This window comes from Halobacillus sp. Marseille-P3879, assembly GCF_900240285.1.
In the GTDB taxonomy this organism is placed as follows: domain Bacteria; phylum Bacillota; class Bacilli; order Bacillales; family Halobacillaceae; genus Halobacillus_A.
Genome location: NZ_OESS01000003.1, coordinates 349,442 through 374,863, shown reverse-complemented (window position 1 = coordinate 374,863; position 25,422 = coordinate 349,442). Strand labels below are relative to the sequence as shown.

Below are 25,422 nucleotides of genomic sequence, written 5' to 3'. Positions count from 1 at the left end.
ATTACCCTTCCTTTCTAGTATCCATTGCGTTGTGAGATGACCTTCGCTGTGTGCAGCAGTTCTTCTGCTATGAACGAATGCCGAGGGGACATTCTGCTCTTCGGCCCAGCCACACTGACAGCGGCAATCATCTCACCTGCTGCATTGTAAATTGGAGCCGCGAGACAGAATAAACCGCTTTCATTTTCTTCATCATCAATTGCGTATCCCTGTTCCCGGAACTTAGGAAACTGAGCTTGAAGAACTTCAGGATCTGTAATCGTGTTATTCGTGATTGCTTCCATATTAATAGAAGAGAGCAAATTTTCACTTACCCGATCCGGCAAAAACGCTAAAAACGCCTTACCAAGTCCAGTACAGTACAACGGCTTCCTCATCCCGATTTGAGCGCTCGTCCTCACTGATCGGTGGTTATCTACTTTGGCCACGTAGACAAGCTCCTTCTCCAGCAGCACAGCCATAAAGACGGTTTCTTCCACCTTTTCCATTAACTCGCGGAGATGAGGCTGAGCCTCCGCATTGACGTCGAGCGTCTCCAGTGCCTTTGTTCCAATTTGAATCAGCTTCGGACCCAGCTTGTACATTTTTCGTTCTGTCGCAGCCAGCACCTGTCTGTTGTGGAGCGTCTGAATTAAATGAAACGTACTGCTCTGCGGCAGTGAGAGCTTAGCAGCAATTTCCTTTAAAGAGAGTCCGCCCGGGTAATCTTTTAATAAATTTATAATATCTATCACACGGTCAGCTGATTTAACCGTCATCCCGCACCCCCTCCTAAATTCACATATGTAAAATGAATTTTCATATATGAATAATTGTCCATAACTCTATCATAATAAAACGCTTTCATCAATAGAAAACAGCAAGAAAAAAAGCAGTTCCTCATTAATCCATGGAACTGCCTTTTACTGTTAAATTTTCTGAGTTAAGCTTATGGTGCTTAAGCAGCTGAACTTCTTGGGTGCAAGTCTGCTCTAACTCCAGAATGACCAATTCATTCCCCTTTTCTTTTAATAAAGGGCCGGGAAGATAAAGTCTTTGCTGGGGACCGGCTGTATTCCAATACCTTCCCAAATTAAATCCATTGATAAACACATTTCCTTTCGTAAAGCCGGCACTGTCAATAAATGTGTCGTGTAAGCCTTCAGCATCGAAGGTTCCCCTGAAAAACTTCGGATACCTTGCATCTCCATCTCCTTCATAGCTGTCAGGAAGAATGTCTAATTCAATCACAAACATTTCCCAATGAAAAAAGTACTGCTCCCCAAGCCAAATGTTGTGTGTAATCCCTTTCCTGTCTGAAAGGTGTTCTCCATAATTCGCTCTGCCCATGTTTTCTACTAAGATTTCGAGCGTATTGCTTTCGGATGGAAAAGTCAGTACCACCTTCCGCTCTGAGTCGTTTTTATAAATAATGGTCTCATATTTTCCATTAATATAAACGTAAGCCCGGTCATGGAACGCGTCGATTCCCATACTTAAATCACCCTGCCTGTTGACTGTCGTACGATAAAGTGTATAACCATACGACTGATCAATCGCTTCCATAGGAAGGGGCGTAACATTCTCCACTCGACGGCTGATCTGATCAAGTGTATCAAATAAACTGAGAGACTCCTGCAATGAGACCGTTCCGTAACTTTTTGCTGAAACTGTACTGATATAATCTTCAGGAACGTCTATATAGTTGCTTAAGGTTCGTTTAACTGCACGGTACTTTTCTGTAATGTCTCCATTTTCCGTCAGAAGACTATCATAGTCATAGCTTGTAATCGTAGGGTAATAGAGATCGTAATGATTTGCTCCATTCATGAAACCGAAGTTCGTTCCTCCATGAAACATATAAAAATTCACCGAACTCTTCTTCTCCATCAGCTCTTTAAAAACAGCAGCTGCATCTTCTGCTTCTCTTGTATGATGCTTCCCCGTCCAATAGTCAAACCAGCCGATCCAGAATTCAGCTGCCATCTTAGGGGAACCCGGCTTCATTTTTTCTAATTGTTCAAAAGCAGCCTCCATCTTAGATCCAAAGTTTAACGTGGTTGTTACGTCGGGCAGGGAGCCTTGAGTAATAAATTCAGGACCATCTGAGGTAAAAAGAAACGTATCGATTCCATGTTTTTCATACTGCTGTTTGAAAAAATCAAGGTAGCTTTGATCATCTCCGTAAGCTCCGTATTCATTTTCAATTTGCATCGCTATGACAGGCCCGCCATTTTGAAAGAGGTAAGGGCGGAACTTAGGAAGCAGCACATCATAATAATCTTCTACGTGGGTTAAGAAACGAGTGTCACTGCTGCGCAGCACGACCGAATGATCCTTCAGCAGCCAGGAGGGCAGCCCGCCCATTTCCCACTCTGCACAAATATAAGGAGAAGGGCGGATGATGACATACAATCCCAACTCCTGGGCCAGCTGGATGAACTGCTCGATATCGGCCAGACCGGAAAAATGAAAATCTCCTTTCTTCGGTTCATGCACATTCCAGGCGATATAAGTCTCTACTGTATTTAATCCTAACGCTTTAAGCTTCTGCAGCCTGTCTTCCCAGTGTTCCGGGACCGTGCGGAAATAATGCATGGCGCCGGAAAGAATTTGAAAGGGTTCCTGATCTAAATAAAATTGTCCGTCTTTAGCTTGCAGCATCATAATCCACCTTTTTCCCTTTTTAAAATTGAAAGTCCAAAAGGAGACAGGTTTACTTGCCCCTCCACTGATTTCCCGTCCATCAAATAAGTGAAGCCACTACCTGGAATCTCTAAATTCTTTTCGGCATCCCCAAAGTTCATCAGGAAAATATAGTCGTATTTGCCGTCCGTCCTCTGCTGTGCCGATACTCCTTCCGGCAGCGTGCCTGGTATCGTTTTTCTAATCCCAGCTTCTTCAATAATGGCCGCGTAAAAGTCATAATGAAACGGCTGTTTATTGCGGGAAGCGATATAGTAAGCTTTCCCCTTTTCAAGTTGATTAACTGTAAGAGCAGGGCGTCCGGCGTAAAAGTTATCCTTGTAGAATGCTAAGGCTTCTGCTCCTTCTAAATGAATTAAATCACATAACTCATATGCCGTATATTCGCCACTGAGTCCTAAGTTATTTGTGCCGATTGTGACTCCATTCGTCTGGCCGTCATAAAGCCCATCTATTTCTTCAGACCAGATGCCGAGGGTGGTGCGGAGTGGACCAGGGAAGCCTCCGAGAAAAGTTAAATCATTTTCATTCACAATCCCTGACCAATACGTCGCAACAAATGTCCCGCCCTGCTTCACAAACTCCTCAATCCTCTCACCGACTCCCGGTCTGACCATATACAGCATTGGTGCCACCACTATTTTATAGCCGGAGAAATCCTTGTCCATATCGATAACATCAACAGCCACTCCTTGTTTCCAAAATGCCTCGTAATGAGCGGCTACCGTTTTTTCATAATTCACTCCTTCGTTTCTCGGTCCTTGAGCATCCTTCACCGCCCATCGATTTTCGGTGTCAAAGATAACAGCAACTTCAGCTTCCACCCTTGTTCCGACTACATCATCCAGCTGATCCAGCGTCTCACCGACTTTGGTGACATCCTTAAACACGCGGGTATGCTCACTTCCGGAGTGATCCACAACAGCGCCATGGAACTTCTCACTCGACCCACGGCTTTTTCGCCACTGAAAGTATTGAACCGAATCTGAACCATGGGCCACCGCCTGTATCGAAGCCAGCAAATGCATACCCGGGCGCTTCAGCTTGCTGATCGGCTGCCAGTTTGTCAGGCTTGGTGTGCTTTCCATTAATAAAAACGGCTGTCCGTCTTTAATCGATCGGAACATATCATGATTCATCGCCACCCAGGCGGCCTGTTGAACATCACCCTCCAGGTCGTGCCACGTAGGGTAAGAATCCCAGCAGACAAAGTCGAGTTCTTGTGCAAATTTGGCATAATTTAATCCTTCAAAAGCTTCCATAAAATTGGTGGTTACGGGTAAGTCCGGGTTTTTGGTCTTTAAAGGTTTCACCTCATGCTTATAGAAATCAAGCGTCTGATCGGTCACAAAACGCTTCCAGTCCAGATTCAGACCGTGCACCATCGTTTCACCGTGTGGAGCCGGGGATTCAATCTGAGCCCACGAGGTATATGTATGACTCCAGAACGTCGTCCACCAGCTGTGATTTAACTCATCAAGCGTTTTATATTTTTCCTTCAGCCAGTGACGGAAGGCCTCCTGGCATAAGTCACAATGACACCCTCCTCCGAATTCATTGGAAATGTGCCAGCCAATGACGGCCGGATGCTCAGAATACCTTTCAGCCAGTTTACGGTTCATGAGGGAGACTTTTTCACGGTACACCGGAGAGGTATAACAATGATTGTGCCTGAGCCCGTGCAGATTTCTCACCCGGTTATCGCTGACTCGAAGCACTTCTTCATATTTTTCAGACATCCATGCCGGCCTTGCCCCGCTTGGGGTAGCTAGAAACACGTAAATTCCGTTCTCGACTAATTGGTCAAGCACTTGGTCCAGCCAATCGAAATGAAATACTCCTTCCTCAGGCTCAAGCTTGGCCCAGGAAAATATTCCAACCGACATTACGTTACATTTCGCTTGTTTCATTAATCTGATATCTTCTTCCACTATTCCAGGGTATCGCTCCCATTGTTCAGGATTATAATCTGCTCCATGAAGCATTTTTGGAATTTTTGCACTGACTGGATTGTATTTTTCCTTCATCTAATCACCTTTCTTATCATTATAGAATGATTGAAATGAAGAACAGTCCGCCTGCCGCTGGAATGGCGGACTGTCTTCTTCCTTGTTCTACATCAAACAACGCTTTTGCACGTCCTTGCCCCGCAGGTACGTTCACTTACTGTTTTTCTAAAACCACATGATCAATGCTGCCTGTATATGACCCGATTGTTTCTGCATCAAAATTAATTTCCAGGTTCCCGTTTTTAACTTGAATATCGTCAACTGAATACTTTCTCCATATCATTTCGCCTTCAGGGACCGCAATCGTTTCTACAGTTCCGCTGTATTTCTTTCCTTGAGTAAAAGCAGAGAGTTTCATGTCTGTTTCCTCAGATGTCTGGTTGTCTCCTCTGGCGTATAGAGACAACTTGTAATCCCCTTTAGGAAGCTTTTTCGCTTTCTGCCTCAGGTTCAGGCTTTCTCCTTTATTAATAGAGAATTTAAAGTAGTGATCCCCGGCATAAGCTTCCGTCACATCCTCTTCTGCTGTCATGACGGCAGAGTTTGAGGCCTTGCTTTTTAATTTCCAGCCGCTGAGATCTCCACTTTCAAAGCCGCCGTTCGCCAATAAGTCGTCACTGTAGTCGTAGATCGCTTTGTAGCTGGCCCTCGCAATTGGACTGTTTTCTAATATTGTCCGTTCTGAACCCCACTGGCCAGATACATAGTTGTGTCCACTCCGCTTAGCGACGGCCTGAATGGTAACATTTTGAGAGATTTGAATAGGTCCGGCATACGTGCGAATCGAATCATAATCCTTAATGTATGGGGCACCTGCCAATTGTTTTGTGGAACCTGACCCATCAATTGGACTAGATCCGTCCAGAGTAAAGGAAATTCCGGCATTTGCGGTCTCCGTATCGAGCTCGATATAGCTGCCTTCTTCGACAACATGTCTAGTTGAGTAAGAATAGCCGTCCCCGTCCACTACATCGATCTCGCTGCCATCCGGTACACTAAAGACAGGTTCTGCTGCGGCAGAAGATTCGTTGTCTTTTACAATCACATGGGCAAAGGCATTCTCCTCTTTACCAGCAACGCTGCCAAACACGATGTATTCCCCAGGTACATTAATGTCTACCTCGGCTTCACCCTCTTCGTTCCATTCCACCGGCTGCTTATCAATCGTACGCTTGCCTTCCCCCATCATGCCGTTGTTTTTCACGGCATTGATCTCTTCAGGCATCTCAAGGTCCTGTCCTTTTTCTATAACAACCTCCGTTTCCCAGCCGTAAGCATATTCGTCCGCCTCCTCAGGCATGATCTGATCCCCTCTCACCAGGTTGAACGTCTCCACAGAGGGAAGGGAATGACCGTTAATATCAAATAAGCCCGCTACTTCCCATCCGGTTCCATAAGGAGCAGCCCATCCTGTCGTGTTCCCAGGCAGCCAGGCAGGCTCCCAATAAAAGGCACCGAGTCCTTTTTCATCATTAATGGATGCCGCTACGTTAAGGACTTCCCGCAAAGCCGTAGCTTGTCCCTGGACCGATGCAGCTAAGCCCACGGTGCTGATATCGCCGTGCTTAAAATTCTGCGGAGTATCATCCCCGGCATTTTCATTAACGGTCCACGGATATGCGGTTTCCGCAATAAAGGCATCCTTTCCATAAGACTGCGTGATATCATTTAAGTTATTTAACACTTCATCATAACTCCCGTGCCAGGATGGATAGTAGGAGGCACCAAGAGCATCATAGTCTACATTGTTCTTCTCCATAGCGGAAGCAAAGCTGTTATAAAGCCATGAATTATTCCCATTCGCCAGATGAAAAGAAATTAATGCTTTGTTTTCTGGATCATCGGCGTGAGGATCCGTGCTGCGGACGGCTTCTGTACCCGCTTTAAAAATATCGACGGCTGCCGGGTTCATATCACCGTCTGAAGTGAGATTAAAGGACTGTTCTAAAATATCGCTGTTGGTTTCATTCCCGATACCAACCATGTTCGGATAAACGTTTTCCTCTTTCATTCTCTCTAAGGATTCGGTCGTAAAATCCCCAACCGCCTCCGCCAGCTCATCTCCTGGTAAATCGGCCCACTCCTTTGGTACGATCTGCTGTCCGGGATGCGCCCAGAAGTCACTGTAGTGAAAAGTTACAAACAGGTTCATTCCTCTTTCCTTTGCCTGTTTGGCCAGTTCAATGGTCGTATCTAAATTACTATTCCCCCCTCCATAAGGATTTCCATATTCGTCGTATGGATCATTCCATACTCTTAACCGGACCCAGTTCACCCCGTTTTCTTCCAGCACATCCAACAAATGAGCTTCCTGTCCGTCTAAATGATAAAAGCTTTTCTCCTCTTCCATCATTTGATGTAAAGAAGACACGTCGGCGCCCATCATAAAGTCAGGTCTGTTATTGTTTTGAAGCTCGGGGATTGGCTCAACGAGGGGCGCTTCTCTTCCTTGAACAACCACATCACTGCTTACCCGATGCTCTTCGCCACTCTTGTCCACTGCCTTCAATGTAATAGTCGCTTCTCCCGTGCCTACAGCATCCATTCTTCCTGTATCTGCATCTAAACCCACGACATGGTGATTGCTTGCTTTCCAGGAATAATCCTCGATTTCTATACCGTCTTCCGCATTGAACTGCAGCATAGAAAACTCACCCGGCTCCATCGTAAAATCTCCGCCTTTAATTTCTACAGGAGAGGAATCAGCTGAAGCAGCTGAAGCAAGCGAAAGGAACATAACCGTCATGATGGCAAAACTGAGTTTTTTCAATCTCATATTTGCTTTAATCTCCTTCTTTTAAATTTGTAACTCCCCTTTCTCTATACGTCCGGCTGTTCTCCTCCTTCCTTGATCAAAAATAAAACTACCTGTCCTCGCGGCAGGATAAGGAGCAGGTAGTCTTGATGCAGTATCTATGTCTTTTTAGCCGGGATTAATGAAAGGCTGGCTTCATACCTATGCCAAATTGAAAAGCTCCGCTGCTTAACCGGTGCTTCTCAAGCACATCCGGCCCACAGCTTGATGAGCCTAGACCATGGTGCTTGTGATCAATTAAAATGGTCAGAAAATCCTGTTTGACTAAATCATAGGTATGCTGCGCTTTTTCCAGGTTTTCGATTGTATAGTACTGACAGTTAAAATTAAACGAAGGCTTAGCCTCAAAGGTAATTCCGATCCCCTTCCCGCTCTTTACTTCAGCCCAGCGAACGTCGTGCCGATTGCCGTTTTCCTGAGGATAGACGTAAGGGGTATAGAATTCTTCTGCCTTCTTCTCCCAGACGCCAAATCGAGCCGCCTGTTTACTGTCAATGTACGACTCACCAGGCCCGCAGCCATACCACTTCACTTCATCCAGCACTGAAGGCAATTCCAGCTTCAGTCCAAGGCGTGGAAAAGTTTGCGGCAGTTCACCAGAAGGCTCGCCTTTTACATCAATACCGATCCTTCCGCTCGAATCAATTGTATACGTATAAGTCACGTTTAACCCCCAGTTTAAAACAGGCGGAGCCACGCGGGCAGACACTATAATTTCCGTTTCATGGTCTCCATTTTCGTGGTAACTGACGGAACTTATTCGATGCCGCAGCGTGTGAAGACCGTGCTTCTTCCAATCTGTAAAGGAAGGTGTATCCTTCCAGTGAGCCTGAGCCCACAGGTCATTATCAATTGGGGACCGCCATAGATTTAAGACGGGACCTGTTTGAATTAAATCGATCCCTTGATGCTTCCATTCACTCAAGCTTCCGAATACTTTATTGAAGCGGACAATAAAATCCTCACCTTGAACAGTAAGCACGTGATTTGACTCTTCCACTGATAAAGGCTCGCGGGCCGAACCGATTTCTATAGACTCTGCCTTTTGAACAGGGAGTTCGTACTGAGCCCAGGCCACCTGATGTCCAGTTTCTGCCCAGGCCATGTCACGGGCAAGTGTAAATTCAACATTTAACCAATAGTCTTCTGCCGCTCCATGATATTGGTCAATGTTATAAGGCAAAGTCACCTGGTCAGTGGAATTCGCTTCGATTCCTTCGCATAAGATAGTGCCGCCCTCGATCACTTCTTCTCCTGCAGTAACGGTCCAGGCCGCATGCAGATGATCGAGTGAAACAAAGTCATAACGGTTCGTTATCTTTACTTTCCCTTTTTCCAAATCCACCGATTCTATGAGCACAGGTTCGATCACTTTTTTGTATTCTTTAAGCGCTGGAGAAGGGGTATGGTCAGCCATCACGAGACCGTCGATAACAAAGTTCGAATCGTGTACATCCTCCCCAAAGTCCCCTCCGTACGCAAAGTATGCCTCCCCGTCTTCGGTTACCCGGCGGATACCATGATCGAGCCACTCCCAGACAAAGCCGCCTTGGAGCCGGTCGTATTTATAAAACGTCTCCCAATATTCTTTCAACCCGCCTGGACCGTTCCCCATCGCATGCGCATATTCACACAAAATGTGCGGCTTGCTTAAATCATCTCTTGCTCCTAAAGCATCCATAACTTCAACCGAGGTATACATCGTCGTAAACACATCTGAAGCTTCCGGGTCCCTTTTGGGGTCATAGGTGCTTTCAGATCTCGTGATTGCCCGGCACTCTCCTTCATAATGAATGAGCCTCGTATCGTCATAATCCTTCGCCCAGGCTGCCATTGCCTCATGATTTCTTCCAAAACCGGACTCATTTCCAAGCGACCACATGATGATGGAAGGATGATTTTTATCCCTTGCGACCATCCGCTTCATCCGGTCGATATAAGCCTCTTCCCAATCGGGGTCGTCACTGAGCTGATCCCAATTGCCGATCACTTCAAAACCGTGCGTTTCCAGATCTGCCTCATCAATGACATAAAGGCCGTACCGGTCGCATAAGTCGTAAAACCGTGGATCATTCGGATAATGAGCCGTCCGTACAGCGTTAATATTGTGCTGCTTCATCAGCTTGACGTCTTCCTCCATCCACTCCAGGGGCACTGCCCGCCCGAAGTCAGGATGGTGATCGTGGCGATTGACCCCCTTTAGCTTAATTGCCCTGCCGTTTACTAAGAACAATCCATCCTTCAGCTCTATGGAACGGAACCCCACATTGACTGGAATTACTTCGGCTGCTTCCCCTTTTTTTAATGAAAGCAGCAGCTTATACAAATAAGGATTTTCTGCTGACCATTTACATGGACTCTGAATGGAAAACTTACGGACCACTGTTTTCGTACTGTTGGCAGCAATGGAAACAGTTTCGCGTTCATTTATCACGTCCTGCCCGTCCGCATCTTGTAAATCATACTTAAGGGTATAGCGAGAAACATCATCATTACTGCTGTTTTCAATAACAGTCTCTACACGCAGCGTGCCATGCTCATAGTTGTCATCAAAACTGGTTTTTACAAAATAATCCTCGATGTGCACCTTAGGGACCGCCAGTAAATATACATCACGAAAAATCCCACTCAGCCACCACATATCCTGATCCTCAATATAGGAGCCGTCCGACCATTGATAAACCTGGACAGCCAGCCGGTTTTTCCCTTCCTTTAAATAAGGAGAAAGATCAAATTCAGAGGGGATCCGGCTTCCCTGGCTGTAGCCGACGCGCTCGCCGTTTACCCAGACGTAAAAAGCACTGTCCACCCCTTCAAAGCGTAAGGTTACTAGTTGACCGAGCCACTCCTCCGTCACCCAGAAATCACGCACGTATGACCCCGTCGGATTCTTAGTTGGAACGAACGGCGGATCGACTGGAAATGGATAGACAACATTCGTGTAAGCCGGCCTGCCATAGCCGTGCATCTGCCAGGAAGATGGGACATACAACTCCTCCCAATCCCCTGTGTCATAGTCTTCTTTGTAAAACCATTCCGGCGCAAGATCCGGATTCTCTGCGTATTGAAACTTCCATAATCCATTTAATAGTTTAAAAGAGGGCGACTTCTCCCTCTGGAACGTTAACGCACTTGCTTTGTCCGCAAATGGAATAAAGTGAGCTCGCTCCTTCCTGCGATTTCGCTGCAATACCTGGATATTTTCCCAATCATTCACTGACATGTTTTCAACCTCCTCAAGTTATCCTTTCACCGATCCCATCATGCCCGCTACGAAATGTCTCTGCATGATGAAGAACACCAGCGCCGTTGGAAGCGTCGCGATGACAATGGCCGTCATGATGACGCCATAATCAGGCGAATACCCAGCCCCAAGATTCGAGATTAATAATGGAATCGTTTGGTTTTCCGGAGACTGCAGCACGACCAGCGGCCATAAATAGTTATTCCAGCTGTTCATGAAAGCAATAATCGCTGCAGCTGCATACGTCGTCTTCATCGTCGGCAGGTACACACGGAAAAAGATTCCCAGTTCACTTAAGCCGTCAATCCTGCCCGCTTCCACCAATTCCTTCGCAAACATCTTCGTATTCTGCCGGAAGAAAAAGATAAAAAACGCTGTAATAATCGTTGGGAGAATCGCTGCAGCCAGCGTATCAATCCCTAAGAACGGAATCGTTCCAGAGACGCCGCCAAACATACGATAGAGAGGAATCATAATTGCGGCGAATGGAATCATCATCGACAACAGAAGAACATTAAAGATGCGATCCTTGCCCGGCGTCCGGTAGATTTCAAATCCATAGCCGGCAAGAGACCCGATCAATAGAGTTAAAAAGGTAGTAATGACAGCAATAATGGTCGAATTGACTAATGCTGTTACCATATTAACAGACTCAAACAGAACTGTTAGATTTTCGAATAAATGCCCTCCCGGCAGCAGCCGGCCCTGCGTTACATCGACGGATTTGTTGGTCATACTGACGAGCATCCATAAGAATGGAAAAATAGATATCAGCGAAGCAATGCTTAAAAAGGTATACACTCCGATTCTTCTTAACTTTCTCATTTATCATCACCTGCCACTTTAAACTGAATGAGCGATAATATAACGATCAATATCACAATGACGTAAGATACAGTAGCCGCGTAACCGAAATCAGGACTGTATTCAAACGAAAGGTTATAAATGTACATCGATATCGACAGTGTTGCATTCCCGGGCCCGCCATTGGTAATATTCATAATCTCATCAAAGATCTGCAGCGTGCCGATCGTGGAAATAATTGAAGTAAATAAGATAATCGGCTTCAACATCGGCACAGTAATATAGAAAAATTGCTGAAAAGATGTCGCTCCATCAATCTTCGCCGCTTCATACATCGAACGATCGATATTCTGTAAGGCAGATAAATAGAAAATCATATTGTAGCCCGTCCATCTCCACGTAATCGCGGCAATAATCGTAACTTTGGCCAGGACAGGATCAGACAACCAGTTGAGTGGCTGGGAGATCAATGATAAATCAAGCAGAAACTGATTAATTAAACCATCCACTCCGAATAAATATTTAAAAATAACCGCGTAGGCTACAAGCGAGGTTACACACGGCAGAAAGATCGCCGTCCGGAAGAATCCTTTAAATTTCAACGTGGCATCGTTCAGCAGTACAGAAAAAAATAAAGCCAAAAGAATCATTACGGGAACTTGAACGAGCAGATAAATGAATGTATTCGTCAATGCTGCAATAAAGGTAGGATCACTGAATAGACGTACATAGTTATCTAAACCAACATATTCAAGGTTTGACCCCATTCCTGACTGAAAGGAAAGCAGCAGGGCCCTGATCATGGGATAGAAATAAAATAACCCAATGCCCGCCACAGCCAGCAGAATAAACAGCCATCCAATGTAATTCTTTTTAAACCGGGCACCGGCTGATTTCTTGCTGCTGCCGGCATAGGGGGTACTTGCATTATCTATCGCTTTACTCATGTTTTCGACTCCTCCTTACGCCATACGACAAGCCAGGTTTGAAAGAAAGGGATTCTTTGAAAGTTCTAGCATCTTTCGCAGAATCCCTTATGTTAGGAAACGAATCGTTTCTCATTTAACCTGTAATTTAAGATTGAGTTGAAGTTACTTCAACTGTGCTTCCGCCTGGGCCTGCGCATCAGCTAATGCGTCATCCAGACTCTTGCCTTTTAAATAGTTCTGCATTTCAGCAGCTAAAATGTCTTCAATCGAATACGTGTGCATGCCATAGTTTACACTCGGAATATCTTCCACCCATGTAGAGAAATCTGAAATAAGAGACTGACCGCCAAAGAAGTCATTTTCTTCCTGGTACGCTTCTCCGTCAGATGCTGGCGTGTACGTGCCAAGAGCCCCAACGTCAGTCACTAGTTCCTGATAGAACTCTTCACTTTCGCCAAATGTTTTACCAAGAAACTCAGCTGCTTTTTCCTTTCCAGGTACGTTTAATACGTAGAAGGAACTCCCGCCCTGGTTCGATGCGTTGACCGCACCCTCCATGTCCAAGCGCGGAATCGGTGCTACAGCCCAGTCTCCAGCTTGAGATTCTTCAGCCTCGATACTGGCCCCTATCCAGTTCCCGCTTGGAACAGTGGCCACATCGCCGCTGTTAAAAGCTGCGATGAATTGACTCCAATCAGAATTGGCTTTCACGAAATCGGCTTCCATCATCGCTTTATAATTTTCAAACGCTTGCCTTAACGGTTCATTCCCTTCAATATTGACCGTTGTTCCGTCTTCATCAACGTACCATTCGCCTGCACTTTGAATCATGACACGAATAATCCCTAAGTCATTTGGATCAAGAGAGATCATATCTTTCCCTGTCGTCTCTTTCACGTCTCTCCCAATCTCGATATATTCCTCCCAAGTAATATCTGTTAAGTCTTCCATCGAATACCCCGCTTCTCCCAGGTAGTCTGTACGGAAGAACAATCCAGTCACTCCAGTGTCAAAAGGAAGCCCATACTGCTTATCGTCAAGACTCGTCGGGGCCAGCTTGTACGCAGCGAAGTCGTCCGGATTAATGTAATCATCAATCGGGAAGAACGCATCCGGGTAGGACTGCAGGAAGCTTTGCGCCCGCTGGTCCTCGATTAATACAATGTTCGGCATCCCCTTCATCGTACCGGAGCTGAGGCCCGTATTTAACTTCGAAACAATATCATCCTGTGCATTTTCAATGATTTCAAAGTCAATATCTTCGTCGTATGATTCCTCAGCAATCTCTAGTGCTGCAATGTTAAAGTTCGGATCCCACGCCCAGGCCGTAATTGTATCCGGGTCATCCTCTGGATCTCCCTCACCTGAAGCTCCGCTCTCTTCATCAGAAGAACAAGCTGCCAAAACGAAAAGTGTTAGTAAAGCAAAAGCAAACAACCAGCTCTTCTTCCATTGAAACTCCTTCATAACTTCTACCCCCTCCTTAAATGTAAGCGTTATCATTACGCTTAATTAAAGCATATCATCGAAAAAAAAAGACCGTTAGAACGATCTTTAGAAAATCATTTAATTATTTTTAGAAGTTTCCTCCATCAAGATAATGTTTTTTGGTACTATTTTTAGTTATGGTACTATCTTTAGAATCTTCATCCAGCAGAGGCAGAATAATTTTTACTTTGGTTCCTTTCTTCAGCTCACTCGATATTTCCACCCCATACTCTTCACCAAACAATAATTGAATCCGCTCATGAACATTACGGACGCCAATCCCGCTGAACAGCTGCCTCTTCCCTTCTTTGCTGTCGATCCTGTCGATTCGCATGCCATCTCCCGTATCAATCACTTCACATACAAGTTTATCGTTTCGCTGTGCTATCATGATTTGAATAAAGCCCTGTTTCTTATCTGTAAAAGCATGGAAAAAGGCGTTTTCAATAAATGGCTGAATAACAAGCTTCGGCAGATGATAATGAAGACAGTCGGGAGAGATGAGCGAATTTACTTTAATCCGATCTCCATATCTCGTCTGGTTGATCAATACATAGTTCTTAATATTGGCTACTTCCTGCTCTACAGTAATTGTCTCATCCACATTGCCAAGTGCATTCTGAAGCAGCGGGATTAACGCATCAATCGTCTCAAAAGCGGCCTCTTTTTTTCCATCCTTCACCAGCAGTTTCACCGACGTTAACGTGTTATAAAGAAAATGTGGATTAATCTGATGCTGCAGGGCCTCAAGCTCCGATTTGCGCTGCTTCCGCTGCGACCTCATCAGCACATCAACATGCTCCTGCAATTCATTAAGCATATAGTTAAAGGCATCCGCGATCTTTCTCGCCTCATAGCCCCCACTCTCTTTCACTGGTTTACTGAAATCATATTTGGCCATGTTGGAAATCTGCTTAACCAGGCGGCTGATTGAATTCGTTACTCTCCTGGAGATAATAAATACGACCACTAAGGCCAGCAGCACAATCACGGTACTGATTAAAGCGATCTCTTTAGTATTTACAAGGTTATTAATGACAAGCTCCTGATCCACGAGATTGACGATATACAAATCCAGTGCCGGTAAAGCCGAGGTCAGCACCAGCTGGTCTTTTCCCAAAACGTTGGCTTCCTGGTACTCCAGGCTCTGTTCTTCGGTTTCTTCAGCAAGTTGAAGGAGATCAGGAGAGTCCTGACCGATCAATTGCTCATCGTCACTCGAGATGATTTTCCCGCTGCCATTCACTAACATGACGCTATTTCCCTGACTTGTGTAGTCTTCATAGAATCCTCTTAAATCCTGCTCACGAATCGGGATATACAAATATCCATAAATGTTATTAGTAGACCTCTCCGTAAGCGCCTTTGTCGCTACTACCATCGGGCTGCCATTCGTAATCTCACCGCCATCAACGAATTGATAAAGAATCTGATTGGGATTCTCTTTTGTGTTTTTCGTGATTCGATGATCAATTAAGTCATCCCCGGTAACAGACCAATTCATATATTTCATATTAAACAGACGCTCATTTTCTCCGAGGATGATCATGTTCGCTTCGTTCGGGCGGTCGGAGTACAGCTTTTCCATCTGCTCTTTTATTGAGTAAAAGGAAGTAGACGCATCAACCGAACTGACATACTCTTCCGTTAACATCCGCTTAATTGTAGCGTTGTTCTCTACGTCCATTGAAGTAACAACCACAGAGTAGCTGAACTGTTCGAACTGCTGCTTAATCTGATTCAGCACCTTCGTATTTGTAATGCTGAACGTCTCCATAAACAGATTGTTCGACATCCGGATTGTACTAAAGGTAATTAGAAGAGAGACAGAAATAATACTAATAACCATGACGAGAAACATTTTAATAAATAAATTATTATGTTGAAGAATGTTCAGTATTTTTTTCATTCGACTGATCCTCAATTCAGTGCTGGGGCCTGCTTACGATAACTCCCAGGTGATGATCCTTCCATTCGCTTAAAGACTTTGCAGAAGTAGCTCGGATCTGAGTAACCGACCATTTCACTGACCATACTGACCGAGACAGAGCTCGTCTCAAGAATCTGCTTCGCTTTGACAATTCTCACTTGATTTAAATAATCGCTGAAACCAATGTTCAGATGAGTGCTGAAATAACTGGATAGATACGAGGGGTTGAAGTGGAATGATTCAGATAAGGTCGTCAGTGAAAGCGGCTCAGCATAATGATCCTCAATAAATTGCAGCAGCCGTTTCATATCAGGAGGGCAGCTCTTACTGTCTTCAATCTGCACAATACGTCTTACCTCATCAATAAAGGTATGAAAGACAGTCACCGCCTTATTTGCATGAGATGCTTCATTAATATCTGAGAAATACTGATATTTCATCGTCTCAATTTCGTCCACATCGTAATTCATATTGTCCAGCAGTACAATGACATTGAACATAATGTTCTCAAGCCAAGACTTAAATTCAAAGATATCTTTCGTATATTGACGCCTAAGAACGTCAACATGCTCGTTTAAAGAAGTAATCGCAACCTCGAATTTCTTCTGCTTAAATAGACTTAGAAACCTCCCTAAATCAAAAGGTTTCCCTGCTTCCGGAATCTCAGGAAGATCATCATAGATTAAAACCGGCTCCTCCGTTAGATAGAATAAATAATCCTTCATCTTTAATAATTGATCTTCAAAGATAGTTTTCAATTCTAGAATCGAAGAGAATGGAACACTCATTATCCAGCTTGCCCGGAGCTCACGTTCAGCCTCAGCCAGCCAGGTTACACATTGCTTCACAGACTGGAGGTGTTCCCTATTAAAATTCACCAGCACTGCATTGATACCGCTTACATCAGCAGGGACAAAAAAAGTTTCACAGGCAGAGAGCTGCTCCTCGAATATCCCACTCAATTCTTTGAAAAATTCGCTTTCATCATCCCGTCCGCAGACAGCGATCAGGCTGTAGTGACTATATGAAAGATCTTCAAGCAGCTCCTCCTCGCTGACCATTAACGAAGAGCCAGCCAGGCACTTCTGCAAAACTACATCTATCGAAGGGGCACTTTGAATCACTTTCTCCGTGCGCCTGGACTCAGGCATCACCTTACGCAGCGTCTTTATTAATTCCTCTCCATTCAGCTTCGGTTTCAGAATATAATCGGCCGCTCCACACTGAAACGTCGAACGGACATACTCAAAGTCTTCAAAGCTGCTTAACACCACAATCTCAATATCTAGATACTGCTCTTTGACGTCCCGCACTAATTCAATCCCATCCATCCCAGGCATAACTACATCCGTAATGACCAGGTGAGGACGTAATTCCTCGATTAGTTGAAGGGCCTCATTTCCATTTGAAGCCTCCCCAATTATTTGAAAACCTTCTTTTTCCCAATCAATATAATTGATCACTCCTTGCCTGATCAGCATTTCATCATCTACAACTAAAACCTTGTACAGACCGCTCATAACAATCTCTCCCTTAAGGTAGCGCCTTGTCTTTTTGAGAATCAGGATCCACGCCTTTCAAAAAAACAGGTGTACATAATTTTTAGTGATCTATTCAGAAAGTGTTACAGGTCTCAACTGAATTTTAAAATTTTCTGATACTTTTATTGTAATGGCTTTCTTATAGGTCGTAAACTAGTATTCTATTTGATGACAAGGTGGTAATAGATTCTATCCTAAGGTTCGCTAACGCGGCACAGAACAGCTATCTAAAAAATTCCCTAAGGAAGCCATCGGACACCTTATCCCATAACCCCTTTATCTCTCCACAACATAGAGGTTTATAACTTCGACAACCCTTTCTATTCCTTGAATATCTCACAGCTCATTAAAACTAATTTATAGATGATGGTGCCCAAACTTAATTAAATGAATAGGATGAGAATGTATATCAAGGAGGCGAATAATTTATGTATTACTACAATCCTTACCACCCCCCACATTGGGGCCCGCGTCAGCAGGAAGGCTATATCTGTATTCCGGAGGATCAGTCCGAATTCGAAGGCGGAATGGAAGGAACAATAACCACTGAGGAGGATGAAGAACTCTCTGTTGTATGTTTCCCTCTCCCTCAAGGACCCGGTCAGCCAGGAGCCCCTCAAGGACAGGAAGAAGAGGACGACGGCGGCAATGGGAACGGGAATGGAGAGAATGGCCAAGAAGGCATGCCAGGCATGGATATGTTACCCGAGCTGCCTTTCCCCGGTCAGGGTAATGGAAATGGAAACGGTCAAGGCGGCATGATGCCCGAATTCCCTTTTCCAGGTCAGGGTAATGGGCAGGGTGGAATGCCAGGTTTCCCAGGCCAGGGCAATGGGCAGGGGCAAGGTGGAATGCCGGGCTTTCCAGGAATGGGAGGCGGTCAAGGGCAATCACGTACCATTGGAGGCAGCCCCTATCCAGGGCCGCCATACTTCTTTTACCCCGTCCCTATTTACTATTGGTAATAAAAAAGCTCCACCTAATGATCGAAAGTTCACACTTTATCATTATAAAAAGCCTTCTCCCATCAGAGAAGGCTTTTTTGATTTTAAGCTTAACAATCAGAAGACCATTTTAAAGCTTCTAATGAATCTCTTAATTTTTAATAACTTCGCGGTCTTCTAAGGGTTGTACCGGACGATGGTTCTCATGATAGATCTCTTTAAAGTCCTGAATTTGGTCTTCTGACATTTCAATCGGTTCTTCAAAAAGCATCCACTTCACTTCTTCCGTACAAGGAGGCGTAGTAAGAGAGCCTTCATAATGGAAGGTCGTTTGATCCTCCGGAAGAAGCTCTGGAAGATCCACGGGACTCTTCAAGTTGACATCGTCTTCCGTTTCTTCTGAAGGCAATTCGTCCCAAAGACCCGATAATGTATCATTTTCTTCGCCCTCTTCGATCATAACACCTAACACAGCAGCGTCTCCGTTTTCCGATTCATGGACAAGATGGAGTTCCATCTCATAACGTTCACTATTAAACAAATGCTCACTAGGTTGATGAAAATGAAATTGCGCAAGTTCATATTCCTCGTCATTTATGACAAGATGATTCTCGGAACCTGCCGAGTTTGCTTGAATACTATGTCCGTTGTTCGCTAGAGAAAAAGATGAGGATTGATAGTTAATCTCAAGGTCTTCCCTCTCTTCCTTTTCCTCCACTTGAGCAGAGTCTATATTCACAGGAGACTGCTCCTTTCCATTGGCACAAGCAGCATAGGCCTCGTCGAGCTCTCCCCAGTTGTCAGGCCCAGTCTCCCCTTTATATGACCATCCAGGCCTCTCTTCATTATTTTCCCTGGTAGTCTGCTCTTCTTCTTCCGGTGCTCCTGTTTCCCTCGTCTGCTCCTGGCAGCCTCCTATAGTCAGGGCTATTAGTGCAGTGAATACGGGATAAGTGAGTAATTTTACTGACATTGTGTTCCTCTCTCCTTCTTGAAAAATTATCTTATATGTACATAAATATCCAACCGATAGTGAGTTTTCCCTTTTTCTTTGGGGTAAATCTAGGCCATACTACTAAAAGTTTTTGTGAAATCTTCTAAATAAAAAACAGAACCACGTAGAGTGATTCTGTCTTTTCCTTATTGTTTCTCTCTTAACTTGGAACCCAGATGTTCTCATAGCCGTTCTGTATCGAGTAATCATACAAATGGATTATTTTTTCTTTATTGTAAGTTACTAATTCGTTCTTGCTTGCAATTAGTTCTGGTTGATTTATCATACGTTCATTTCTATCAATCATATCATCTAAATAACTCCGGACAGCCAACTTATCATTTTTAGAAGTGTTACACTTACTGCATGTTAAAACCAGGTTCCAAAGTTGACCGGACTGAACAAATGACCATGGTATAAAGTGATCCACATGGGTTTGAATCGAGCTTTTGTGAAGTTCTTTTCCACAATAAAAACAGGTTTTCTCAAAGTACTGCACTAACACTTTCTCAAACGGTTTTAGCGTCGAGCGTTTTGCAATACTTTCTACTTTATCCAGCAAATAATTAATATGAGGTACGTCATTTAGTTGCTCAATCATTTTCGCCATATGATAATTCACTAAGTCTATTAACAAACGCTGATATTTTCTCATAAATGTTAACACAGCCTTGTTAAACTTGAACTGTTCTGTTTTATGGTCAAATGCATAAAACGAGCCCTGAGTATCTCCATAAAGAGCACCAAATACATTTGCCTTCATAACAGCTTTCACCCGTTTTGCTGCCACTAGCTGAATAGATGCGTCTAATTTATCAAAAGTCATTTCTTTAGGAATATTATAAGCTCGCTTGACCTCCATTAACTTAGTTACAACGGCAGACCCTCTTGTTCCCTGTTCAAGTTCGTGATGGATCACCAGGTTCCAGTAGACTTTTGTAAAAGAATAAGCCAACTGATCGTAGGTAACTTTCCCCTCTTCATTTACCTGATAAAGGTTTTCGATCATCGCTTTTAACAATCCAAACTTATAAGTTGCTGATTTTTTTGATTTTGTCGTTAACACTATCGTAAAGATGCGCCATACCTCTTCTTCAGTTAAATAGAGAGCTTTTAATTCTCCCACTCTTAATTTGTGACTCATTTACTCACTCCAATAGCTTCGCTCAGTCATCGACACTTATTAAGAATATCTTTTCTTTAAAGGATCCTCGCTCTTCAGCTTTTTGCTTGCGGATAGCTTCAACTTCCTCAATAGAATTGCCATGTATTTGCGATAAGACATGTATTATTTCTAATAGATCTGCTAATTCCACTGTAGCTTCTTTATCGTTTACCGAGGTCAGGTATTCTTGAAGTTCTTCCTGGAGTTTTGTTTTCAGTGATTGTATGTATTCGTCTTGATCTAATACGCGAGTTTCATAGCTTTTTCCGGTCTTTTCAATAATTTCAGGAATTCTGTCGCGAACAAGTTTATGATGAATCGGCAAAGAAACAACCTCCTATCTTTTTCCCTTTAGGCTTTTCCAATTCACTTTTAATTACTTTAGTAAATTAAAATAGTTATGCTATCATAAACAAAAAAGCAAGAAAGGAAATCAATCATGAAGAAAACAGTAAAAGTAGTAGCAGCTATAATTGAAAACAATGAACAGGAAGTACTTTGCACTTTGCGTTCCCCGGAAATGACCATTCCGAATATGTGGGAATTTCCTGGCGGGAAGGTAAAAGATGGAGAGGATTTACATACAGCTTTAGAAAGAGAAATAAAGGAAGAACTATCTTGTGACATTGCTGCGAAAGAAATATTCAATGAGAATATTCATGAGTATGAAACATTTATCATTCATCTTATTGCTCTAAAAGCCAAACTTTTAGAGGGTGAGCCCACTTTAAGTGAGCATTCTAAACTTATTTGGATGGGTAGAGAAAACTTAAAGTCTCTAGTTTGGGCCCCTGCTGATATACCTGCTGTGGACGAACTCATTAAGGAATAGTATTCTTTTACGTAAAAGAATACTATACTTTTTCAGTAAGCTCTACATAAAGCTGATGCGGGATGCCCTGTTCTAGCTTTAGTTGAACTTCTATGGGACGCTCACCTTTATAAGCCAGAGTGTTTGCTTTAGGTTAGTAGATTCAGTGTTCACAATTAACTTCTTTGCTTGTTCCATTTAGTTAAACCCTACCTTCGAAATATGTTGAATGGCTATTTATATCGACAAACTTATGTATTAGTAGAATTATAACTTAAATGAAATCCTTACAAAAATTGATCATATTTGGATAAAAATCTGTACCCCATTGAATATGGAGCACAGATTCAAATTATTTACTTATTAAGATCAATCTCGATCGATTCAGTCCCAAAGAACCCAGTCTGCGCATGAAGAGTAGTATCAGCTAACTCCACATCAGCAGACACTTCAAAGACCACTTTACCACTCTTAGATAAGCCAGGATTGATCTGTTCCAGGAAGAAATCATCTTCTTCAGACATTGCCATTATTACATCTCCATCAGTAACAGGGTCGTATTCCGCTCCATCAGCGCTAATCGAAAAGAAACTAGAATCGATTGTAAGAGATTCATCTTTGTCATTCTGAATCGTTACATCAGCTATTACATATTTTCCATCTGTTGTTGCGTTTTCGATAAATTCATTGCCGCTGTCGATCTCACTTGTTTCTTCGACGTCGTTAACTGTAAATGTAGTATTTGCAATTTCAGCACCTTCACCTACTCCTACATTCTTGACTTCTTCTTCATCGTTTGATTCTGTTTCTTTCTCTGCAGCAGCTTCTTCTGCTTCTTTTTCATCGCTGCTTTCTTTTTCTTCACTAGTTTGTTCGTTTTCACTTTGTTCCGTATTTTCTTCCCCTGTCGCCTCGTCTTCATCGTCCCCGATGAACGCACCTATCACGACTAATCCTACAATGGCAATTAAACCCCACTTGAGTATTTTCTCTTAATCATGTTTAATTCCTCCCTTATTTTCTAAACTGCAGCTTCTTTTTTCTTAATATTTAATGCCAGAATTCCTGCGATCAACAGAAATATAAACGCGAAGATGAAGAATAATCCGTTGGCGTAGAATCCGTAGAGTGAAATGGCGATGAGCCCTATGCCTCCGACTTTCTTAAATTTCCACGCGATAAATCCTAAGAAGATGGCGAGCGCCGACAGCCAGAATACGGCTGCTCCATCATCGGACATTTGACTTTCCCCGAACATTTCACCTCCTGCCGTGACCAGGAATCCACTTATAATCCCTGCCATTCCACCGAGTATAGCTAAAACAGCTACCCAAATTTTCATTTGTGTTACCCCCTTAATTTCTTGTTATCTATAGAATAAAGAAAAAGGTGCACAAAAATTTGTGCACCCAACGCATGTTCTCTATTCACTTTTGTACCTTTCATACATGGCTTCGATTTCTTCTTTTACTTCCTCCGCTAAGGACTCGGGAGAGAGCACTTTGGCTTTTCTTCCCCAGGTCTGATCCAGTTAACGAGGCCTGTGCTCATTTTTGCTTTGGTGGATAGGATGAAGCGATGATCCCCTGAAGGCTGGATGGAGACGTCGTGACCGAATCGGTCGAGAACCACATTGATCAGCGACTGATCGAATTCGATTTTCATCCATACGTTCTCTCCCGCAAACATATGAAAGCTCTGATTCACATAATCTTGTGTGTTAAAATCTTGACCACGCTGGAATCGCTCTTCTGACAGGCGGATGTTCCGCATGCGGTCCAGACGGTAATGACGCATCTCACCTGTTTCCTTAAAGCGCCCGATCAAATAGTAAAAATCGTTCTGCCAAATGAGGGCGTAGGGTTCCACCTCATATGTACTTCCATCCCTGTGGTATTCGAATTCTTTCTTCATATTATATTTACCATATTGGTAGTGGAGCACTTTCCGCTCGGAAATAGCCCTGTGCACGTGATCAATGCTCAGCTTGACCAGCTGGTAGTCGTCGTTGGCTGACTGGGAAAACAGCATCGGATCAGGCAGTGTTTTGGCAATGTGTTTGCTCGTGAGCTGCTTCGTCTTTTCTATAAGTTCTTTCTTTTCTTTTTCTGTGATGAATTTAGCCGATAAGAGTGCGTCATTGATAAGGCGGAGCTGATATGTCTCAAACACACGGTCTTGAAAGCTGTAGAACACCTTCCCGTAACAGCCTGTATTCTTGATGACTTCGAAGCCTGTATCCTCCAGGATCTCCATGTCCCGTTTCAGCGTCCTGGGATCAAAGGAAGCCTCCGGGCCAAACGTCAGCTTCATCTTTTCCACTATTTCATCCATGCTTAATTCATGAAATTCATCTGTTTCTTCAAATAAAATATCACGCAGCTTAAGCAGTCGTGTATTACTGTTTAATTCCATTATGTAAAAACCTCCTGCCAGACATTTCGGATAGATACCCCTGCGTCTATTATCACTGTAACAAAAACTTCCAAAATTCTGCTACTATTTTTATAACAAATCAGGTCCACGCTGAGGAATTAAGCCGGCGTTTTTAATAAAAGAGGTCTGGCCCAAGTAGAGCCAGACCCTTATTATAGGAAGTTTACACCCAGCGTGACGTCAATACTTTTTGACGTGTATAGAACTTCAATCCGTCTTTTCCATTAGCGTGCAGATCACCGTAGAAGGAATCTTTCCATCCTGAGAAAGGAAAGAATGCCATTGGCGCTGGAACACCGATATTAACACCGAGCATGCCTGCATCAATCGTTTCACGGAATTGACGAACACTGCCGCCGTCTTTCGTAAACAAGCATGCGCCGTTTGCAAAGCGTGATTGATTGGTTAATTCCACAGCAGCTTCTAAATCTTTAACGCGAGCAATAGATAATACAGGAGCGAAAATTTCATCCTGCCAGATTTTCATTTCCGTTGTAACGTGATCAAAGATGGTTGGTCCGACGAAATACCCTTCCCTGCGGGCATCTTCATCAGTACGGCCGTCACGTACAAGCTTAGCTCCTTCTTGTTCGCCTGTTTCGATATAATTCAAAGTCCGCTCTTTATGATTATCGCGAATGACCGGTCCAAGAAACACACCTTCATCGAGACCGTTTCCGATTTTGATTTCATCTGCTTTCTGCTTGAGAAGATCAATAAATTCATCGGCTACGGATTCTTCGACTGCTACTACTGATGCCGCCATACAACGTTCCCCAGCAGAACCGAAAGCTGCATTTAGAATCTGAGTGGCCGCATTATCCATATTAGCATCGCTTAAGACGATGGAATGGTTTTTTGCTCCGGCAAGCGCTTGAACTCGTTTAAGATTTTCGGTGCCTCGCTTGTACACGTATTCTGCTACGGGTTGAGAGCCAACAAAGGAAATGGCAGCGACCCCTTTGTTATCCAGCAAGCCGTTCACTACATCATGTGCGCCATGTACAATATTGAAAACGCCCTTCGGCAGTCCTGCTTCTTCCAATAATTCTGCCAAGCGATTTGCCAGCAATGGCGTACGCTCTGACGGCTTTAATATGAAGCTGTTGCCTGTAACGATAGCCATCGGGAACATCCAGGCAGGGACCATCATTGGAAAATTAAACGGCGTGATCCCACCGACGACACCGATTGGATAACGATAGACACCAGATTCCAGTCCCTCCGCAATGGAAGGCAACTGCTCGCCCATCATTAAGGATGGAGCACCCGCTGCAAATTCAACGTTCTCAATACCACGCTGCACCTCTCCTTTCGCTTCTTTAAAACTTTTTCCGTTTTCGATGGTAACAATTTCCGCCAGTTCATCCCAGTGATCAACTAAAAGCTGCTGATACTTAAACAGGATGCGTGCTCGTTTAGGAACGGATACTTCCTTCCATTCTTGATAGGCAGCACCAGCTGTCTTAACAGCATGATCTACATCTTCTTTTGAAGAAATCGGCACATAGGCAATTACTTCTCCAGTCGCCGGGTTATATACCTCTTCCTTTTCATCAGTACGGGCATCGATCCATTCGCCGCCAATATAATTTTGAAGCGTTTTTACTGTTGTTTGAGTCATTTT

General features: G+C 43.8%; 19 protein-coding genes. 2 read left to right on the top strand and 17 right to left on the bottom strand.

Going from position 1 to position 25,422, the window contains the following annotated elements; genetic code table 11:
- Positions 1–14: 14 nt before the first annotated feature.
- From C1A12_RS16305 to C1A12_RS16260, 10 genes are all read right to left on the bottom strand, one after another.
- Entirely contained in the window at positions 15–758 is a 744-nt protein-coding gene (locus tag C1A12_RS16305) for an IclR family transcriptional regulator (protein ID WP_101845513.1), read from the bottom strand.
- A 124-nt stretch (positions 759–882) separates the two neighbouring features.
- On the bottom strand, positions 883–2,643 hold the full coding sequence (locus tag C1A12_RS16300) for a glycoside hydrolase family 35 protein (protein WP_306417015.1): 1,761 nt from the start codon (positions 2,641–2,643) through the stop codon (positions 883–885).
- Positions 2,643–4,712 carry a beta-galactosidase gene (locus C1A12_RS16295; protein ID WP_101845509.1) on the bottom strand — a complete coding sequence of 690 codons (2,070 nt, stop codon included), beginning with the start codon at positions 4,710–4,712 and terminating at the stop codon, positions 2,643–2,645. Before C1A12_RS16295 ends, C1A12_RS16300 begins: the two co-directional genes overlap by 1 nt.
- 136 nt (positions 4,713–4,848) lie before the next feature.
- The gene (locus C1A12_RS16290) at positions 4,849–7,470 is read right to left on the bottom strand and encodes a glycosyl hydrolase 53 family protein (protein WP_101845507.1); all 2,622 of its coding nucleotides are present in this window, start codon (positions 7,468–7,470) and stop codon (positions 4,849–4,851) included.
- A 157-nt stretch (positions 7,471–7,627) separates the two neighbouring features.
- Complete coding sequence (locus C1A12_RS16285) at positions 7,628–10,732, bottom strand: glycoside hydrolase family 2 TIM barrel-domain containing protein (RefSeq protein WP_101845505.1); 3,105 nt, start codon at positions 10,730–10,732, stop codon at positions 7,628–7,630.
- A gap of 18 nt (positions 10,733–10,750) precedes the next feature.
- Positions 10,751–11,578, bottom strand: a complete 828-nt coding sequence (locus C1A12_RS16280; protein WP_101845503.1) for a carbohydrate ABC transporter permease — start codon at positions 11,576–11,578, stop codon at positions 10,751–10,753.
- Positions 11,575–12,504, bottom strand: coding sequence for a carbohydrate ABC transporter permease (locus C1A12_RS16275; protein WP_101845502.1), 930 nt, complete (start codon positions 12,502–12,504; stop codon positions 11,575–11,577). The genes C1A12_RS16280 and C1A12_RS16275 overlap by 4 nt, the downstream gene beginning before the upstream one ends.
- A gap of 144 nt (positions 12,505–12,648) precedes the next feature.
- Entirely contained in the window at positions 12,649–13,953 is a 1,305-nt protein-coding gene (locus C1A12_RS16270) for an ABC transporter substrate-binding protein (protein WP_101845500.1), read from the bottom strand.
- A 109-nt stretch (positions 13,954–14,062) separates the two neighbouring features.
- Positions 14,063–15,883 carry a sensor histidine kinase gene (locus C1A12_RS16265; protein ID WP_101845499.1) on the bottom strand — a complete coding sequence of 607 codons (1,821 nt, stop codon included), beginning with the start codon at positions 15,881–15,883 and terminating at the stop codon, positions 14,063–14,065.
- A gap of 11 nt (positions 15,884–15,894) precedes the next feature.
- Positions 15,895–17,424, bottom strand: a complete 1,530-nt coding sequence (locus C1A12_RS16260) for a response regulator transcription factor (RefSeq protein WP_101845497.1) — start codon at positions 17,422–17,424, stop codon at positions 15,895–15,897.
- A 449-nt stretch (positions 17,425–17,873) separates the two neighbouring features.
- On the opposite strand from C1A12_RS16260, the gene C1A12_RS16255 reads away from it, so the two are divergent.
- The gene (locus tag C1A12_RS16255) at positions 17,874–18,410 is read left to right on the top strand and encodes a hypothetical protein (protein WP_101845495.1); all 537 of its coding nucleotides are present in this window, start codon (positions 17,874–17,876) and stop codon (positions 18,408–18,410) included.
- 130 nt (positions 18,411–18,540) lie between these two features.
- On the opposite strand, the gene C1A12_RS16250 is transcribed toward C1A12_RS16255, so the two are convergent.
- From C1A12_RS16250 to C1A12_RS16240, 3 genes are all read right to left on the bottom strand, one after another.
- On the bottom strand, positions 18,541–19,362 hold the full coding sequence (locus C1A12_RS16250) for a carbonic anhydrase (RefSeq protein WP_101845493.1): 822 nt from the start codon (positions 19,360–19,362) through the stop codon (positions 18,541–18,543).
- Positions 19,363–19,543: 181 nt separating this feature from the next.
- Positions 19,544–20,527 (bottom strand): HNH endonuclease domain-containing protein, encoded by a 984-nt coding sequence (locus C1A12_RS16245; RefSeq protein WP_101845490.1) that lies wholly within the window; start codon positions 20,525–20,527, stop codon positions 19,544–19,546.
- A 22-nt stretch (positions 20,528–20,549) separates the two neighbouring features.
- Positions 20,550–20,873: a nucleoside triphosphate pyrophosphohydrolase gene (locus C1A12_RS16240; RefSeq protein ID WP_101845488.1), complete on the bottom strand. Its 324-nt coding sequence runs from the start codon at positions 20,871–20,873 to the stop codon at positions 20,550–20,552.
- A gap of 114 nt (positions 20,874–20,987) precedes the next feature.
- Between C1A12_RS16240 and C1A12_RS16235 the strand changes: the two genes are divergently transcribed.
- Positions 20,988–21,380, top strand: a complete 393-nt coding sequence (locus C1A12_RS16235; RefSeq protein WP_101845486.1) for a (deoxy)nucleoside triphosphate pyrophosphohydrolase — start codon at positions 20,988–20,990, stop codon at positions 21,378–21,380.
- 335 nt (positions 21,381–21,715) lie between these two features.
- On the opposite strand, the gene C1A12_RS16230 is transcribed toward C1A12_RS16235, so the two are convergent.
- From C1A12_RS16230 to C1A12_RS16215, 4 genes are all read right to left on the bottom strand, one after another.
- Positions 21,716–22,306, bottom strand: a complete 591-nt coding sequence (locus C1A12_RS16230; RefSeq protein ID WP_235001638.1) for a DUF4352 domain-containing protein — start codon at positions 22,304–22,306, stop codon at positions 21,716–21,718.
- Between the two features lie 74 nt (positions 22,307–22,380).
- Positions 22,381–22,701, bottom strand: a complete 321-nt coding sequence (locus C1A12_RS16225) for a hypothetical protein (protein ID WP_101845483.1) — start codon at positions 22,699–22,701, stop codon at positions 22,381–22,383.
- Positions 22,702–22,838: 137 nt separating this feature from the next.
- The gene (locus C1A12_RS16220; protein ID WP_235001637.1) at positions 22,839–23,774 is read right to left on the bottom strand and encodes a YafY family protein; all 936 of its coding nucleotides are present in this window, start codon (positions 23,772–23,774) and stop codon (positions 22,839–22,841) included.
- 184 nt (positions 23,775–23,958) lie between these two features.
- Positions 23,959–25,419, bottom strand: coding sequence for a CoA-acylating methylmalonate-semialdehyde dehydrogenase (locus C1A12_RS16215; RefSeq protein ID WP_101845482.1), 1,461 nt, complete (start codon positions 25,417–25,419; stop codon positions 23,959–23,961).
- Between the last annotated feature and the right edge of the window lie 3 nt (positions 25,420–25,422).

Coding starts and splice junctions, on each gene's coding strand:
- C1A12_RS16280 (WP_101845503.1), bottom strand. CDS start 11,578: ATGAGAAAGTTAAGAAGAATCGGAGTGTATACCTTTTTAAGCATTGCT.
- C1A12_RS16255 (WP_101845495.1), top strand. CDS start 17,874: ATGTATTACTACAATCCTTACCACCCCCCACATTGGGGCCCGCGTCAG.
- C1A12_RS16260 (WP_101845497.1), bottom strand. CDS start 17,424: ATGAGCGGTCTGTACAAGGTTTTAGTTGTAGATGATGAAATGCTGATC.
- C1A12_RS16300 (WP_306417015.1), bottom strand. CDS start 2,643: ATGCTGCAAGCTAAAGACGGACAATTTTATTTAGATCAGGAACCCTTT.
- C1A12_RS16215 (WP_101845482.1), bottom strand. CDS start 25,419: ATGACTCAAACAACAGTAAAAACGCTTCAAAATTATATTGGCGGCGAA.
- C1A12_RS16275 (WP_101845502.1), bottom strand. CDS start 12,504: ATGAGTAAAGCGATAGATAATGCAAGTACCCCCTATGCCGGCAGCAGC.
- C1A12_RS16285 (WP_101845505.1), bottom strand. CDS start 10,732: ATGTCAGTGAATGATTGGGAAAATATCCAGGTATTGCAGCGAAATCGC.
- C1A12_RS16295 (WP_101845509.1), bottom strand. CDS start 4,712: ATGAAGGAAAAATACAATCCAGTCAGTGCAAAAATTCCAAAAATGCTT.
- C1A12_RS16235 (WP_101845486.1), top strand. CDS start 20,988: ATGAAGAAAACAGTAAAAGTAGTAGCAGCTATAATTGAAAACAATGAA.
- C1A12_RS16270 (WP_101845500.1), bottom strand. CDS start 13,953: ATGAAGGAGTTTCAATGGAAGAAGAGCTGGTTGTTTGCTTTTGCTTTA.
- C1A12_RS16245 (WP_101845490.1), bottom strand. CDS start 20,527: ATGAGTCACAAATTAAGAGTGGGAGAATTAAAAGCTCTCTATTTAACT.
- C1A12_RS16305 (WP_101845513.1), bottom strand. CDS start 758: ATGACGGTTAAATCAGCTGACCGTGTGATAGATATTATAAATTTATTA.
- C1A12_RS16220 (WP_235001637.1), bottom strand. CDS start 23,774: ATGGAATTAAACAGTAATACACGACTGCTTAAGCTGCGTGATATTTTA.
- C1A12_RS16290 (WP_101845507.1), bottom strand. CDS start 7,470: ATGAGATTGAAAAAACTCAGTTTTGCCATCATGACGGTTATGTTCCTT.
- C1A12_RS16250 (WP_101845493.1), bottom strand. CDS start 19,362: ATGTCAGTAAAATTACTCACTTATCCCGTATTCACTGCACTAATAGCC.
- C1A12_RS16225 (WP_101845483.1), bottom strand. CDS start 22,701: ATGAAAATTTGGGTAGCTGTTTTAGCTATACTCGGTGGAATGGCAGGG.
- C1A12_RS16265 (WP_101845499.1), bottom strand. CDS start 15,883: ATGAAAAAAATACTGAACATTCTTCAACATAATAATTTATTTATTAAA.